We start from the raw sequence: 13,620 nt of genomic DNA, 5'->3' as shown, positions 1-13,620 counted from the left end.
CCTTTGGGGGGGCGCGCCGGGGGCGCCCCCCTTCCCCCCAACCGAATTAGAAGGCGACGCTCACCGAGCCGAGGATGCCGCCCTTGGCCGCGTCCTTGCTGCTCGGCGTGATGAAGGTCGTGTCGGTGTCGACATAGTTCACACCGAAAGTGAGCGACTTGTAGGTGAAGGTCGCGCCCACGCCCCAGTCGGTATACTCGTCGGTCGGACCCGACAGCCAGCTCGGACCCCAGGTGTGGCCGAGATGGGCGGTGAGGCCGATCGGCGTCTTCGGGATCGCGACCGAAAGGTCGCCGGCCAGGTAGAAATTGTCTTCCTTCTTCAGGAGACCGGTCTGGCCCTGGTCGATCGCCAGCGCCTTCTGCTTCGGCGCATAGTTGCCGGTGACCTTCCCGGTGACCGGGCCGATCGCATAGGAGACCGAGGCATAGGGCTCGATGAAGTCCGAAGCGCTCTTGTCGCCGGTGAAGCCGGGACGCGTGCCCGGATAGACATAGTAGAGCGCGCCGACATCGACGGTGACGCCGCCGTCGAAGGCATGCTTGTAGCCGGCGATCAGGTCGAGTTCCTGATGGGCGGTGCCGTGCACGGTGACATAGTCATCGATCGACGAGCCCCAGGCCGAGACATAGAAGCCGGATGCGTGGCTGATGGTGATGCCGCCCTGCACGGCGAAATTGCCGTCGGTCTGCGAGATGCCGCGGAACTTGTAGTCGCTGACGACGGCGACGCTGCCGCTGATCGTCACGGCGGGTGCCGGATCGGTCTGATCCTGGGCCATCGCGGGGGTGGCTGCGACAGCTGCCGCAAGAGCGGCGAGGCTGATCATGGTGTAGCGCATGGAATACCCTTCCCGTTTATTCAAAAGGGTTCCCGCCTGCTGCGCCCGGTGCGGCGTCATGCGGCTCGAGAGCCTGCGCTGCTTGCGGGTACGCCCTGTTTCTAGACGGGCGCCGCTGCACCGCACAACATTAATTGCTGTTCCGTCACGGGATCGTGACGAACTGTTGCTGACCAGCAACAGACGGCCGCGCGCACATGAAAAAGGCCCACCCGCGCGAGCGGGCAGGCCTTATGCCAAGCTACGGTAAAATCAGCGGATCTGGACGATCGCGTCCACTTCGACCGCGGCACCAAGCGGCAGGGTGGGCACGCCCACCGCGCTGCGGGCATGCTTGCCGGCATCGCCGAACAGCGCCTGCATCAGTTCCGAAGCGCCATTGGCGACCTTGGGCTGGTCGGTGAAATCGGCCGCCGAGTTCACGAACACGCCGAGCTTCACGATTCGCTCGACCCGCGAGATGTCACCGTCCAGATACTTCTGGATCTGCGCAACGAGCATCAGGGCACAGCGCTGCGCGGCTTCGGTACCGAATGCCAGGTCGCGGTCCTCGCCCAGCCGGCCGGCCATCAGCGCGCCGTCCTTGAAGGGAAGCTGGCCGGAGATATGGAGCAGGCCATTCGCCTCCACCACCGGCACATAGGCGGCAACCGGTGCCGCGGCTTCGGGAAGGGTGAGGCCAAGCTCTTCGAGCTTGCGGGCGACATGCGTGGTCATGCCCCTGCTCAACCACTCGCCGCGTCGGCGGTCAAGCCTGCGTCGAAGCGCGCTTCGATCCAGTCGCGTGCCACCAGCCAGTCGTCGATTCGGGCATGGGCGTGCGGCGCCGGCACGACGCTCGGCGCCAAGCTCGGCTCGGCGACCATGTGCAGGCGGAACACCTCGGGCGCATGCTTCGCCACCGATTCGTGGTGCACGGCAAGATCATCGACGAACACGGCGACGGTGGGCGCGAATTCCTCGATCAGCCGCGCGACGGGCGAGCCCTTGCCACCCTGGTTGCACTCCACCCGGTGCGCGATGCCATGAGTCGCCAGCTGGGCGATACGATGCTCGCGGCAATGATCCTGGAGGTTGGTCAGCACCACGATATTGGCGCGCTCCGAAAGCGCGGCCAGCGCCTCGCGGGCATGCGGCACCAGCGTCTGGCGCTCCATCTCGGCGGGGAAGAAGCCGTCGAGCAGGCCCCACATCTCCTCGCGCTGGATCACCGACGAATCGCTGCGTCGGCGCATCGAATTGGCGAAATCGGCGCCATCGGGCGTGAAGTCGATATCGTGCGTCTCCCCCAGCCAGGTGCCGAAATGGCGGACCATGTGGAGCAGGACTTCATCGCAATCGGTGATCAGCAGCGGTTTCATGCACGTTCCAGTATCGCCCGGGCGGCGACCAGTTGTTCGGGGCTTATTTCGAGTGCCTCGGCGCAGGCGACAAGGTCGGGCTCGTACGATTCGAGGAAGGACAGGGTGGCGGCGAGCACCACCGCGTCGCCGGCACGCGCGCGCAGGTCCGAAGGTTCGAGCCCGGTCAGGTCGAGCAGGCGCCGGGCCCGCGATTCGTCGCCCAGGGTCCAGACAAGTGCCTGCAGCGCCAGCGCTTCCGCATTTGTTTCCGCGCTCGCCATAGCCTACATCGCCCAAATTGGATCCTGGGGGTAGCGCGTGGCAAAAAGGGTGCTCGTTGTCGAGGACAACGAACTCAATCTGAAGCTGTTCTGCGACCTGCTGCGCGCGCACCAGTTCGAAGCCGAGCCGGTGCGCGACGGGCGCGAGGCGGTGACGCGCGCGCGCGAGTTCGATCCGCAGCTGGTGGTGATGGACATCCAGATGCCGCACATCACCGGCCTCGAGATCATCCAGCACATGAAGCGCGATTCGCAGCTGCGCGCCATCCCGATCATGGCGGTTACCGCCTATGCGGGGCGCGAGGACGAGGAGCGGATTCGCGCGGCGGGCGCCAACGCCTATGTTTCCAAGCCGATCAGCCTGGTGCGCTTCATGGAAGAAGTGCGCGCGCTGATGCCGGCCGAAGCGCCTGCAGCCCCCACAGCGCCGGAACCCGCGCCCGAAGCATCGGCGGCGGGCACAGAAGAAGCCCCGCAGCCTAAGGGCCCGGGGCTTCTCTTCTGATCAATCCCCCGCGCGAAGCGGGGGCAAGGCAGGCTTGACGCCTGGCTTACTTGATCTTGGCTTCCTTGAACTCGACATGCTTGCGCACGACCGGGTCGTACTTGCGGAACGAGAACTTCTCGGTCTGGGTACGCGGATTCTTCTTCGTGACGTAGAAGAAACCCGTGTCCGCCGTGCTGACGAGCTTGATCTTGACAGTGGTCGGCTTGGCCATGACCCGTAACCCTTGAATCTTGTAAAAGAAAAGAGCGGCACGCTGAGCGCACCGCTGCCAGACGCGGGCACCTGTGCGATTCTCCATCAAAAGTCAAGGCTGGGTGCCCATCGCCGGATGCTTCACGCGGGTTTAACCCTGGCTCGCCACAATATCCGGCGAAAGGGAAGTGCCATGGAAGCTCTGGTCCCGGCCTTCCTGCTGGCCGCCATCACCCAGCTTTGCGACAAGCCGGCGTTGCTCACCGCGATTCTCTCCGATCGTTATGGGCGGCCACTCACCGTCGCGATCGCGGCGGGGCTCGCCCATGCGACCGGCAATTTCATCGCGGCGGGCGCCGCCACCTTCATGGCGCCGATGATGACGCCCAACGCCAAGTCCCTGCTGCTGGCCCTCGCGCTGATCTTCGGCGCACTGGGTGCGATCGGATCGGGCAAGACGCCGGACCGGCTTAGCAGCTGGAAGCTCGGCTCCTTCTTCACTGCGCTGCTGGGCGTGCTGATCCTGTCCTTCGGCGAGCGCACGCCCTTCTTCACCCTGGCGCTGTCGACCGGCGGCCAGCCCTGGTTCGCCGCGGCGGGCGCCTCGATCGCCAGCTTCGCGGTCGCCTTTGTCGCCGCAGTGCTCGGCGAGCGGGTCTGGCGCGACGCGCCGCTACGCTGGCTGCGCATCCTCAGCGGCATCGCCTTCCTGGTCGCCGGATGCTGGATCGGCGTGAACGCGCTCCGTTTGACCTGATCGATTTCTGAGATCGGCAAATTGCAAGTGCATCGCACGGAGCCGTCCCTATATCCCGTTCGTTGACCCTGCGAACCGATTATCCGGGAGGAAGATATGGCTGACACGAACGCGGCGCTCCGCACCCCCACCGACCTCAACCGCAACGACACCAGGAGTGTCGCCGATGCGCTGAACAGCGCGCTGGCGGACTGCTTCGCGCTCTATTTCAAGACCAAGAACTTCCATTGGCACGTGTCGGGCCCGCATTTCCGCGACTATCACCTGCTCCTCGATGACCAGGCAGCGCAGATCTACGGCATCACCGATGCGATCGCCGAGCGCGTGCGCAAGACCGGCAACATCACGCTGCGCTCGATCGGCGACATCGCGCGCCGCCAGACGCTGACCGACAATGATGCGGATTACGTCGCGCCCGGCGACATGCTCGCCGAGCTGCGCGAGGACAATCTCAAGCTGGTCGAGAGCTTCCGCGTGGTGAAGCAGGCTGCCGAAGATGCCGGCGACAATGCGACCAGCGGGATCGTCGACGAATGGACCGACCAGGCCGAGGAGCGCGCCTGGTTCCTGTTCGAGGCTTCGCGCAAGGGCTGATCGCCCAAGGCGGCAGAATCGGAAAGGGGCCGGACTCGCGAGAGGCCGGCCCCTTTTCACGTCACTTGACCTTGGCGAGATCCGTGTCGAGCTTGGCGAGCAGTTCGTCGGTGATCTTGCCTTCGGAGAAGGGCTGCACGGCGCGGAAGCTCATCGCCTTGAACTGGTCATAGGCCGGGTGCTTCTCGACATCGCCCAGGCCGTCGGCGACCAGCACCGCCTTGGCCGCTTCGTTGGCGAACAGCGTTTCGATCGGCGTGTCGGCGCTGAACTTGGCGGCAGCAACCGGCGCCGCGGCGGGTGCCGGGGTCGTCGCCGGTGCCGGCGCGGTCTGGGCAAAGGCAGCGGCAGGCGCGCAGGCAAGCGCGGCGGCAGTAAGGATAAGCTTCATTACGGGAGTCCCCTCCGGTGGTGGAGCGGTGAGCCTAACCCGCTTTTCGTGTCGGCGCCATTGCAACTGGCACGAGTGTAAGCAGCCACAGATCGGGCGGCGCGCCGATACGCAGCGAAACCCCGCTCGCGCCGAGGCCACCGGTGACCACAACGGTCCGCGCCCCCTCGCGTACCAGCCCGCAGCGATAGCGCGTGCCGTAGCGGCTGACCGGCGGCGCGATATTGTGACCGAACACCACGCCCTGGCCGCAATGGGTATGCCCGGCAAGCAGCAGGCGCGCATCGGCGGGCAGGCCGGGCGCGATGTCGGGCGAGTGGGTGAGCAGCACGATCGGCTTGCCCAGCGCCCGTGCCGCCCGCAGCGTCGCCACTACATCGGCATGGCCCGAGAAATCATCGCTGACCCCACCCAGTGCGATCGGCCCGCGCAATGCCGCGTCATTCTCGAGCACGGTGATCCCGGCCCTGCCGAGCTGCTCGCGCACCGCCTGGGCTCCCGTCCAATAGTCGTGATTGCCAAGCACCGCGGTGACGCCCAGCGGCGCGCGCAGCTGGCGCAGCGGCGCGATCATCGCCGGTCCGAGCTTGGCGGCGCCTTCCGGATCGTGGCCGAAGATGAAATCGCCCGCGATCACCACCAGGTCCGGCTTCAGTGCATTCACCTGGCCGACGATTCGCGTCAGCCGCGCCGGGCCCATCGCGGCAGTGCCGATATGGATGTCGCTGAGCAGCACGATCTTCATCGGCCGCTCCAGCCCCGGCATCGCCACCTCGCCGCGGCGGACGATCGGATCGCGAGTCGCCTCGCGATACCCCCAGCCGGCCAGGAGGGCGATGAGCAGGGCAATGCCCGCTGCGATGCCTAGGAGAATGCGCATGCGAACATCGTAACGGGAGCGCATCGGCTGCGCTATGCGTTGGCGCATCATGCGCGCCTTTGCCGATCTTCTCGACAGCCTGATCTACACGCGGTCGCGCAACGCCAAGCTCAAGCTGATCGGCGACTATCTCCGCGCCACCCCCGATCCGGACCGCGGCTGGGCAATGGCGGCGCTTACCGGCACGCTCGACCTGCCCGCGGTGAAGCCCGCCCTGCTCCGCGCGCTGATCGAGGCGCGGGTCGATCCGGTGCTCTATGCGATGAGCCGCGACTTCGTTGGCGATTCGGCCGAGACGATCGCCTTGCTCTGGCCCGAGCCGGTGCCCCCGCCCGAGGATAGCGCACCACTCACCGTCTCCCAGGTGATCGCCACGCTCGGCAGCATCTCGAAGTCCGACGCTCCCGCGGCCCTCGCCGCGATGCTCGACCGGCTGGAGGCGGACGAACGCTTCGCCCTGCTCAAGCTTGCCACCGGCGCGCTGCGCGTCGGCATCTCCGCGCGGCTCGCCAAGACCGCGCTCGCCCAGGCCTTCGGACTGGACGTCGATGCGGTGGAGGAAGTCTGGCACGGCCTGACCCCGCCCTATCAAACGCTGTTCGACTGGGCCGAGGGGCGCGGCGAACAGCCGACCACGCGCAACGTGCCGGTGTTCCGCCCCTTCATGCTCGCCCATCCGCTCGAGGCCGAGAGCGTCGATCTGGCCGACTATGCCGCCGAGTGGAAATGGGACGGCATCCGCGTCCAGCTCGTCCATGTCGCCGGCGAGACCCGGCTCTACAGCCGCGCCGGCGACGACATCACCCACAGCTTCCCCGAAGTCGCCGCCAGCTTCGCCACGCCCGGCGTGCTCGACGGCGAATTGCTGGTGAAGGGCGAGTTCCAGGGCGGCGAAGCAGCCAGCTTCAACGCCCTCCAGCAGCGCCTCGGCCGCAAGGCGGTGAGCGCCAGGACGCTCGCCGACTATCCCGCCTTCGTCCGCCTCTACGACATCCTGTTCGATCGCGACGAGGACCTGCGCGAGCTTCCCTGGAGCGCGCGCCGCACCCGGCTCGAAGCCTTCGTCCCTCGTCTCGATCCCGAGCGCTTCGATCTTTCCGCGGTGATCGAGGCCGCGGACTTCGCCGCGCTGGAGGAGATTCGCGCCGGCGCCCGCGATGCCGCCATCGAAGGGGTGATGCTCAAGCGCCGCACATCGCCCTATGTCGCCGGGCGCCGCGCCGGGCTCTGGTACAAATGGAAGCGCGATCCGCTGATCGCCGATTGCGTGCTGATGTATGCCCAGCGCGGCTCGGGCAAGCGCAGCAGCTTCTATTCCGACTATACTTTCGGCGCCTGGACGCCGGAAGGCGAGCTGCTGCCCGTGGGGAAAGCCTATTTCGGCTTCACCGACGAGGAGCTGAAATGGCTCGATCGCCATGTGCGCAACCACACGGTCAACCGCTTCGGCCCGGTGCGCGAGACCGACAAGAGCCTCGTCCTCGAAGTCGCCTTCGATTCGATCCACGAATCGAAGCGGCACAAGTCCGGCCTGGCGATGCGCTTCCCCCGGATCAGCCGGATCCGCAACGACAAGCCCGCCAGCGAGGCCGATACGATCGAGACGTTGCGCAAGCTCGCCACCTGAGCCAGTCTCGCGGCATGGGGGAAGATCAACGCATCGCGCCCGTGCCGCTGATCGTCGCCGTTCTGGCGGGGCCTGCGATCGCGTCGCTGCTGCCGGGCATCTTCGCCGCCGGATCGAACGCGGGTGACAGCTTCCTGCGCATCTGGGGCACGCTCGCGCTGTTCGGGGTCTGCTATGCCGCGATCGTCGGCGTGCCGCTTGCGCTGCTGCTCCTGCGCGACCCCGCCTTGCCCTGGCGCCGCTGGTTCGGCACCGGCCTGCTCGCCGGGCTGGTGACCGCCGCGCTGGTGCTGGGCTGGACCGCATTGTCGAGCGCGCGGCATCTGGTCGCCGGGCAATGGTCCGAAGTGCAGGTGCTCACCTTGTGGATCGTCGTGCCGCTGGTGCTGCTCTCGGCGATCGTTTCGCGAATCACCCTCGCTTTGTGGCTGGGCCGCCGCCAGATCGAATTGTGAGCCCCGAATTCCTCGCCCCGGCGATGATGATCGTCTCGGGTTCGATCCACGCGGTGGTCAACGCCATCCTCAAGGGCGGCAAGGACAAGATGACCGGCCGCGCGATCATCGACGGATCGAGCGCGCTGATCCTGCTGCCCGCCACCTTGCTGGTGCCGCTGCCGCACGGCGCCTGGGGCTGGCTCGGCCTCAGCGCCGCGATCCATTGCCTCTATCTCTACGCGGTCGTCCGCGCCTTCGAGGCCAGCGACTTCTCCGCCGCCTATCCGGTGATGCGCGGCGCCGCGCCGATGCTCACCGCCGCACTGGCGATCCTGGTCTTCGGCGAAGCCGTGCCGATGCGCGAGGCGCTGGGTATCGCGGTGATCGGCGGCGCGGTCGCCACGCTGGTGATCGGTCGTCACCTGGGCCGGGCCGGGCTCGGCTGGGCATTGCTCACCGCCGCGATGATCGGCTGCTACACCGTGGCCGACGCCCATGGCGTGCGCGCCGCGCCCCGGCCGGTCAGCTATGTCGTCTGGTCCTTCGTGCTTTCCGGCGCGGCGATCGTCACCATGTTCGGCCTGGTATCGCGCGGCCGGATCTTCGCCGCCGCGCTGGCCCAGTGGAAGCCGGGCACCGCGGCGGGCGCGCTGTCGATCCTGACCTACGGCCTGGCGCTCAACGCCTTCGCGCTCGGCGCCGTCGCCCCGCTCGCCGCACTGCGCGAGACCGGCATGATCACCGCGCTGGTGATCGCTGTGGTCTTCCTGGGCGAAAAGGTGACGCTGGTCCGCGCACTCAGCGTCACCGGGATCCTGGCTGGCGCGGCGCTGATCCTGACCGCCTAGCCCCTGGGCGAAGGCGTGCTCGTCCCGTCCGCCCGCTCGATCGTCACGCCGGTTACGCCGCCCTCACCCGTGAAGCGCACGCGGGTGCGCGGATCGCCGTCCAGCGTGAACAGGTCGCCGCCCAGCGGGACCAGCACCGACTTGGGGCCACCGTCGCGCTGCCAGGTGAGCGCGCCATTCTCCAGCGCCACGGTGCGCGGCCCATAGCGTCCGGCATAGGCGGCAAGCGCCCGCGCCGGCGTCACCGGGGTCAGCCGCGCGCCATAGAGCGCCGCCGTCCATTCGAGCTCGGTCTTCTGCGGCCCCTGCGCTTTCGCGGCGAGCGTCAGTGCGGCTTCCTGCTGCGCCCGGTCCAGCGCCTTTTCGACCGGCACGGCGATCTTCGGCGCCACGCCCGTACCTTCCCAATTGCCGCCGCCCGGCAGCTCGGGGTAGCCGACCGAGACGCTGATCAGATAGCCGCCCGGCACCGCGAAGAACTCGTTGCGATAGGCGGCCCCGGCAGTGGGCGCGCCGATCAGCGTGCCGAAGCCGAGTCGCGCGACGTGGCTGACGAACTCCTCCGCCGCCGACGCGGCGCGACCGCTGGTCAGCACATAGAGCGGCAGGTTGAGCTGCCCGCCGGGAACCGCTTCGCTCGTCGAAGTGGTCGGCGCGTCGCTGCGCATATGGAAGGTCACCAGCTTGGTGCCGGCAGGCACGAAATAGCTGGTCAGCCGGCGCACCGCCTCGGGGCTGCCGCCGCCATTGCCGCGCAGGTCGAGGATCGCGGCATCGCCATCGCGCAGGAACGCCATCGCCGCATCGATCGCCGCCTTGCTCTCGTCGCCGGTCCAGCCGAACCCGTCATAGCGGACGTAGCGGACATTGCCGGGCAACAGCTTCATCTCGGTGATGCCGTGATTGCCGCGACGCAGCAGCGCCTTGAAGAAAGGCGTGTTCTCGATCTCGTCGTCCTGGCTGCCGCGCTTGGCGATTTCCGCCGAAGCGCGCGGATCGAAGGACAGCCCCAGATGCTTGTCGGCGGCGACGGCGAACATATCCTCGTTGATCCGGCGGGTCAGCTCACCCGGATCCTCGACATTGTAGCGACCCGACTTGAGCCCCTTGGCGAGCGCGGCATCGAGCGGGGCACGCTTGGCGGCGAGCACATAGTTCTCGGCGATCGCCTTGCGAATGCCGGCGACGATCTCGGCCTTGCCGGCCCTGGGCGCGGCAACCGGGGCCGGACCGGGGCCCTGCTGCGCCTGGGCGACGACGGAAAGACCGGCCGAGAGAGCCAGCGCCGTGACGAATGCGATCTTCATGGGTCATCCCCCGACTGTGTTACTTGACCAACACTCTATGATCCGAACCCCGGGCGCGTGGCGCGCAATTTCGCCTGCCTGCTTGCCAAAATCTGGCATAGTGGCGGCGATGACCAATGACGACATGGACCTGCGCATCCTCGCGCTGCTGCAAGAGGATGCACTGATGACGGCGGACCTGCTCGCCGAACGGCTGCCGCTGTCGCCCAGCGCAATCGCCCGCCGGATCCGGCGCATGCGCGGCGACGGCACGATCGCCGCGGACGTCTCGATCGTCTCCGAGGAGGTCGGCCCGTTCCTGTCGGCGCTGGTCCATGTCCAGTTCGATCGGCATTCGCTCGACGCGATGCAAGGCTTCCAGCGCCGGCTGATCGCCAGCCCGCACGTCCAGCTCGTCGCCGAAGTGACCGGCAGCTTCGACCTGGTGCTGGTGGTGAGCGCCCGCGACATGGATGCGTTCAACGCGCTGGTCGATTCGCTGCTCGGCAATGATCCGGTGGTGCGTCGCTACGAGACCAGCTTCTTCAAGCGCCGCCGCAAGTTCACCCCCGCGCTGCCCTTGCACGAGCTGCTTGGGGACTAGGCTCGCCGGCTAGGAGAAGTGATACCAGTAGATCCCTTCGCCTACCGCCCGGTAGCCGGACCTGCGCCCGGGGAGCCTGGCAGGATCGCGCGGGACCCAATAGCCCCAGCTGTCGTCGAAATAGACCTTCACGGGGATGTCCACACCGTCTTCATCGATCCGCACCCATTCGGGCCGGAGCGACCCGATCGTACGCGGCCAGTGCGATTCGGGGACTCGCGACGATGCATCGACGTGCGGATTGGCCATGAGCGCCCGTGCCTCGGCACGAATCGCGGCCAGCGTCGCGGGATCCTGCGTGGGGTTCGGGCTGCACCCTGGCAACACCAGCACCGCGACGCAGATCACCGCCTGCGCGCGCATCCGTCCGAACACCATGCGCCTCCCCCCAAAAGCAAAAGGGCCGGACGTTCCCGCCCGGCCCCTTCGTTTGTCTGCCTGAAGGCTGACCTCAGCCCTGCGGCGTAAGGTTCACCGCGGCATACTTGCCGCGACGATCGACTTCGAGTTCGAACTCGAGACGGTCGCCTTCGTTGAGCGTCGGCATGCCGGCACGCTCGACGGCCGAGATGTGCACGAACGCGTCCGGCTGGCCATCATCGCGCTGGATGAAGCCGAAGCCCTTCATGGCGTTGAAGAACTTGACCGTACCGGTCGCCTTCTCGCCAGTCAGCTGACGCTGCGGGCCGCCACGGTCGCCGCCGCCGAAGCCGCCACGATCGCCGCGGTCTTCACGCGGTGCGCGCTCTTCGACCGGCATCGGCTCGCCGTCGATCTTCAGTTCGGTAGCCGAGATACGGCCGCCGCGATCGACAAGCGTGAAGCCAAGCGGCTGGCCTTCGGCCAGGCCGGTGAGGCCTGCCTGCTCGACCGCCGAAATGTGCACGAAGACGTCTTCGCCGCCATCATCGCGAACGACGAAGCCGAAGCCCTTCTGCGCGTTGAAGAACTTAACGACACCGGTGCCTTCGCCGATGACCTGCGGGGGCATACGGTTGCCGCCGCCGAAGCCGCCGCCACCACCGCCGCCGAAGCCGCCACCGCCGCCGCCGCCGCGGTAACCACCGCCACCGCCGCCGCCGCCGAAGCCGCCACCGCCGCCGCGGTAACCACCGCCGCCACCGCCACCGAATCGGTCACCGCCGCCGAAACCGCCGCGATCCTCGAAACCGCCGCCGAAGCTGCTGCCGCCACCAAAATCATCGCCGCCGAAGCCATCACGCTTGTCGCGGCCACGTCCGCCGCGATCCCCACGGCGCCCTCTATCGAAACTCATGCCCTGTTCGTCTTCCCGGTTCGCCCACAAATCAAATCAAAAGCCAAGCGCCGGACGAAAAACGCAGGTCTTCCAGCGCAAAAACTTGCGCCATGGAATCGGCCATAGCCCAAAATCGTACAGCGAGCGAACGAAATTCGACTTGAAATGGCCGAACTATCGTTAATCGCAGCGCTTGCGCCACATTCCGTCGCAGGGCAGAGCTGTTCGCCATGGACGCGATCACCGAATTGCTCGCCAGTCCGGCCGCCTGGGCCGCGCTCGTCACCCTTGTCGTGATGGAGGTGGTGCTCGGCATCGACAACCTGATCTTCATCTCGATTCTCTCGAACAAATTGCCCGAGGAACAGCGTCAGCGCGCCCGCCGGGTGGGCATCTCGCTTGCCCTGGTCATGCGGCTTGCGCTGCTCACCGCGATCAGCTGGATCATCAGCCTGAAGAACACCGTGTTCAGCCTGGGGCTGACCGGCCCGCTCGACGCGCATGGCCTGCCCAGCTTCGAGACCGATTTCTCCTGGAAGGACCTGATCCTGCTCGCCGGCGGCCTGTTCCTGATGTGGAAGGCGACGACCGAGATCCATCATTCGGTCGACGCCGATGCGCCGGGCGAGGCGGACCAGCTGCTCGACAAGAAGAAGGTCGCCTCGATCACCTTCACGGCCGCGATCGTCCAGATCCTGCTGCTCGACATCGTCTTCTCGGTCGATTCGATCCTGACCGCGGTCGGCATGACCGAGCATGTCGAGATCATGTACGTCGCGGTGATCGCCGCGGTGGCGGTGATGCTGATCGCCGCCGATCCGCTGGCCAACTTCATCAACCGCAATCCCAGCGTCGTGATGCTGGCGCTCGGCTTCCTGCTGATGATCGGCATGGTGCTGATCGGCGAAGCGTTCGGGGCGCATATCCCCAAGGGCTATATCTATACCGCCATGGCCTTTTCGGCGGGTGTCGAGGGGCTCAATATCTGGGCGCGCACCAACCGCGCGCGCAGGCAGGCGGCGAAGCATGCACCTCCGGCCATTGAGCCCGGCGGCGAACAGGGCTAGGCGACCCGGATGACTGTGCATTTCCACGAAGAAGATATCCCCGAGGGCCTGTTCGCGCCGGGCGCCTCGATCGCCGTCGACACCGAGACGATGGGGCTGATCACGCCGCGCGACCGGCTGTGCGTCGTCCAGCTGTCCGACGGTTCCGGCGACGAGCATCTCGTCCGCTTCGGCCCGCGCTCCAGCTATGACGCGCCGAACCTGCGCATGCTGCTCGCCGATCCCGAGCGGCTGAAGCTCTATCATTTCGCCCGGTTCGACCTGGCGGCGATCCGCTTCTACCTCGGCGTCATCGCCGGGCCGGTCTATTGCACCAAGACCGCCTCGCGCCTGGTGCGCACCTATACTGATCGCCACGGCCTCAAGGAGCTGGTCCGCGAGCTGGTCGGCGTCGAGGTGTCGAAGCAGCAGCAGAGCTCGGACTGGGGCGGCCCCGAACTTTCCGAGGCGCAGCGTGAATACGCAGCGTCCGACGTGCGTTACCTGCACGCCATGAAGGAAGAACTCGACAAGCGCCTCGAACGCGAAGGCCGAACCGACCTCGCCCAGGCGTGTTTCGAATTCCTCCCCTGGCGCGCCGAACTCGACCTGGCCGGCTGGCCCGAAACCGACATCTTCGCGCATATCTGATGTCCGAGGTCGCCGCCCGGCTGAAATCTCAGAAGCGCGGCTGGGCGCATCCCGGCAGCGGGGCCCCCCCCCGCGG

Annotated in this window: 18 protein-coding genes and 1 pseudogene; 9 read left to right on the top strand and 10 right to left on the bottom strand. The window is 67.1% G+C overall.

All coding sequences use genetic code 11. From position 1 onward, the window contains the following. Positions 1-46: 46 nt before the first annotated feature. From AAHM44_RS23310 to AAHM44_RS23295, 4 genes are all read right to left on the bottom strand, one after another. Positions 47-841: a TorF family putative porin gene (locus AAHM44_RS23310; protein ID WP_184162341.1), complete on the bottom strand. Its 795-nt coding sequence runs from the start codon at positions 839-841 to the stop codon at positions 47-49. A gap of 252 nt (positions 842-1,093) precedes the next feature. Further along, a complete protein-coding gene (locus tag AAHM44_RS23305; protein ID WP_269573612.1) occupies positions 1,094-1,558 on the bottom strand; it encodes a RidA family protein in 465 nt (154 codons plus the stop codon). A gap of 8 nt (positions 1,559-1,566) precedes the next feature. Further along, on the bottom strand, positions 1,567-2,202 hold the full coding sequence (locus tag AAHM44_RS23300; RefSeq protein WP_269573611.1) for an HAD family hydrolase: 636 nt from the start codon (positions 2,200-2,202) through the stop codon (positions 1,567-1,569). Then, positions 2,199-2,465 carry a DUF3572 domain-containing protein gene (locus AAHM44_RS23295; protein ID WP_184162350.1) on the bottom strand — a complete coding sequence of 89 codons (267 nt, stop codon included), beginning with the start codon at positions 2,463-2,465 and terminating at the stop codon, positions 2,199-2,201. The genes AAHM44_RS23300 and AAHM44_RS23295 overlap by 4 nt, the downstream gene beginning before the upstream one ends. Before the next feature lie 37 nt (positions 2,466-2,502). On the opposite strand from AAHM44_RS23295, the pseudogene AAHM44_RS23290 reads away from it, so the two are divergent. Further along, positions 2,503-2,862 (top strand): annotated as a pseudogene (locus AAHM44_RS23290) (response regulator); the annotation flags it as partial. 154 nt (positions 2,863-3,016) lie between these two features. Here the strand turns inward: AAHM44_RS23290 and rpmG are convergent. Then, a complete protein-coding gene (rpmG, locus tag AAHM44_RS23285; RefSeq protein WP_025560997.1) occupies positions 3,017-3,184 on the bottom strand; it encodes a 50S ribosomal protein L33 in 168 nt (55 codons plus the stop codon). 174 nt (positions 3,185-3,358) lie between these two features. On the opposite strand from rpmG, the gene AAHM44_RS23280 reads away from it, so the two are divergent. Continuing rightward, positions 3,359-3,922: a TMEM165/GDT1 family protein gene (locus AAHM44_RS23280; protein WP_269573610.1), complete on the top strand. Its 564-nt coding sequence runs from the start codon at positions 3,359-3,361 to the stop codon at positions 3,920-3,922. Positions 3,923-4,018: 96 nt separating this feature from the next. Beyond that, positions 4,019-4,516, top strand: coding sequence for a Dps family protein (locus AAHM44_RS23275; protein WP_184162360.1), 498 nt, complete (start codon positions 4,019-4,021; stop codon positions 4,514-4,516). A 61-nt stretch (positions 4,517-4,577) separates the two neighbouring features. Here the strand turns inward: AAHM44_RS23275 and AAHM44_RS23270 are convergent, their stop codons facing one another. Then, a complete protein-coding gene (locus tag AAHM44_RS23270) occupies positions 4,578-4,907 on the bottom strand; it encodes a hypothetical protein (protein ID WP_269573609.1) in 330 nt (109 codons plus the stop codon). A 34-nt stretch (positions 4,908-4,941) separates the two neighbouring features. Then, positions 4,942-5,787, bottom strand: coding sequence for a metallophosphoesterase (locus AAHM44_RS23265; protein WP_269573608.1), 846 nt, complete (start codon positions 5,785-5,787; stop codon positions 4,942-4,944). Positions 5,788-5,836: 49 nt separating this feature from the next. On the opposite strand from AAHM44_RS23265, the gene AAHM44_RS23260 reads away from it, so the two are divergent. Genes AAHM44_RS23260 through AAHM44_RS23250 form a run of 3 tightly spaced genes read left to right on the top strand, consistent with a single transcriptional unit; the run spans position 5,837 to position 8,699 of the window. Next, a complete protein-coding gene (locus AAHM44_RS23260) occupies positions 5,837-7,414 on the top strand; it encodes a cisplatin damage response ATP-dependent DNA ligase (protein ID WP_342251483.1) in 1,578 nt (525 codons plus the stop codon). Between the two features lie 14 nt (positions 7,415-7,428). Then, on the top strand, positions 7,429-7,869 hold the full coding sequence (locus tag AAHM44_RS23255) for a hypothetical protein (protein ID WP_342251482.1): 441 nt from the start codon (positions 7,429-7,431) through the stop codon (positions 7,867-7,869). Next, on the top strand, positions 7,866-8,699 hold the full coding sequence (locus tag AAHM44_RS23250; protein WP_342251481.1) for a DMT family transporter: 834 nt from the start codon (positions 7,866-7,868) through the stop codon (positions 8,697-8,699). The genes AAHM44_RS23255 and AAHM44_RS23250 overlap by 4 nt, the downstream gene beginning before the upstream one ends. Here AAHM44_RS23250 and AAHM44_RS23245 read toward each other — a convergent pair. Beyond that, complete coding sequence (locus AAHM44_RS23245; RefSeq protein WP_342251480.1) at positions 8,696-10,006, bottom strand: S41 family peptidase; 1,311 nt, start codon at positions 10,004-10,006, stop codon at positions 8,696-8,698. The genes AAHM44_RS23250 and AAHM44_RS23245 overlap by 4 nt on opposite strands. Positions 10,007-10,115: 109 nt before the next feature. On the opposite strand from AAHM44_RS23245, the gene AAHM44_RS23240 reads away from it, so the two are divergent. Continuing rightward, on the top strand, positions 10,116-10,589 hold the full coding sequence (locus AAHM44_RS23240) for an Lrp/AsnC family transcriptional regulator (protein ID WP_342251479.1): 474 nt from the start codon (positions 10,116-10,118) through the stop codon (positions 10,587-10,589). 9 nt (positions 10,590-10,598) lie between these two features. Here AAHM44_RS23240 and AAHM44_RS23235 read toward each other — a convergent pair whose 3' ends face one another. Together AAHM44_RS23235 and AAHM44_RS23230 are read right to left on the bottom strand one after the other, a co-directional pair. Beyond that, entirely contained in the window at positions 10,599-10,964 is a 366-nt protein-coding gene (locus AAHM44_RS23235; RefSeq protein WP_342251478.1) for a hypothetical protein, read from the bottom strand. Positions 10,965-11,040: 76 nt separating this feature from the next. After that, the gene (locus AAHM44_RS23230; RefSeq protein ID WP_342251477.1) at positions 11,041-11,865 is read right to left on the bottom strand and encodes a cold-shock protein; all 825 of its coding nucleotides are present in this window, start codon (positions 11,863-11,865) and stop codon (positions 11,041-11,043) included. A gap of 212 nt (positions 11,866-12,077) precedes the next feature. Here AAHM44_RS23230 and AAHM44_RS23225 point away from each other — a divergent pair, with 212 nt between their 5' ends. Beyond that, complete coding sequence (locus tag AAHM44_RS23225; RefSeq protein WP_269573601.1) at positions 12,078-12,914, top strand: TerC family protein; 837 nt, start codon at positions 12,078-12,080, stop codon at positions 12,912-12,914. A 9-nt stretch (positions 12,915-12,923) separates the two neighbouring features. Further along, a complete protein-coding gene (locus AAHM44_RS23220; RefSeq protein WP_184162382.1) occupies positions 12,924-13,544 on the top strand; it encodes a ribonuclease D in 621 nt (206 codons plus the stop codon). Positions 13,545-13,620 lie beyond the last annotated feature (76 nt).

The sequence above is a fragment of the Sphingomonas sp. OTU376 genome (genome assembly GCF_038440415.1).
GTDB lineage: Bacteria > Pseudomonadota > Alphaproteobacteria > Sphingomonadales > Sphingomonadaceae > Sphingomonas > Sphingomonas kyeonggiensis_A.
The sequence above is the reverse complement of the archived record's forward strand: the minus strand, read 5'-3'. Positions and strand labels throughout refer to the sequence as shown.

Coding starts and splice junctions, on each gene's coding strand:
- AAHM44_RS23310 (WP_184162341.1), bottom strand. CDS start 841: ATGCGCTACACCATGATCAGCCTCGCCGCTCTTGCGGCAGCTGTCGCA.
- AAHM44_RS23305 (WP_269573612.1), bottom strand. CDS start 1,558: ATGACCACGCATGTCGCCCGCAAGCTCGAAGAGCTTGGCCTCACCCTT.
- AAHM44_RS23300 (WP_269573611.1), bottom strand. CDS start 2,202: ATGAAACCGCTGCTGATCACCGATTGCGATGAAGTCCTGCTCCACATG.
- AAHM44_RS23295 (WP_184162350.1), bottom strand. CDS start 2,465: ATGGCGAGCGCGGAAACAAATGCGGAAGCGCTGGCGCTGCAGGCACTT.
- rpmG (WP_025560997.1), bottom strand. CDS start 3,184: ATGGCCAAGCCGACCACTGTCAAGATCAAGCTCGTCAGCACGGCGGAC.
- AAHM44_RS23280 (WP_269573610.1), top strand. CDS start 3,359: ATGGAAGCTCTGGTCCCGGCCTTCCTGCTGGCCGCCATCACCCAGCTT.
- AAHM44_RS23275 (WP_184162360.1), top strand. CDS start 4,019: ATGGCTGACACGAACGCGGCGCTCCGCACCCCCACCGACCTCAACCGC.
- AAHM44_RS23270 (WP_269573609.1), bottom strand. CDS start 4,907: ATGAAGCTTATCCTTACTGCCGCCGCGCTTGCCTGCGCGCCTGCCGCT.
- AAHM44_RS23265 (WP_269573608.1), bottom strand. CDS start 5,787: ATGCGCATTCTCCTAGGCATCGCAGCGGGCATTGCCCTGCTCATCGCC.
- AAHM44_RS23260 (WP_342251483.1), top strand. CDS start 5,837: ATGCGCGCCTTTGCCGATCTTCTCGACAGCCTGATCTACACGCGGTCG.
- AAHM44_RS23255 (WP_342251482.1), top strand. CDS start 7,429: ATGGGGGAAGATCAACGCATCGCGCCCGTGCCGCTGATCGTCGCCGTT.
- AAHM44_RS23245 (WP_342251480.1), bottom strand. CDS start 10,006: ATGAAGATCGCATTCGTCACGGCGCTGGCTCTCTCGGCCGGTCTTTCC.
- AAHM44_RS23240 (WP_342251479.1), top strand. CDS start 10,116: ATGACCAATGACGACATGGACCTGCGCATCCTCGCGCTGCTGCAAGAG.
- AAHM44_RS23230 (WP_342251477.1), bottom strand. CDS start 11,865: ATGAGTTTCGATAGAGGGCGCCGTGGGGATCGCGGCGGACGTGGCCGC.
- AAHM44_RS23225 (WP_269573601.1), top strand. CDS start 12,078: ATGGACGCGATCACCGAATTGCTCGCCAGTCCGGCCGCCTGGGCCGCG.
- AAHM44_RS23220 (WP_184162382.1), top strand. CDS start 12,924: ATGACTGTGCATTTCCACGAAGAAGATATCCCCGAGGGCCTGTTCGCG.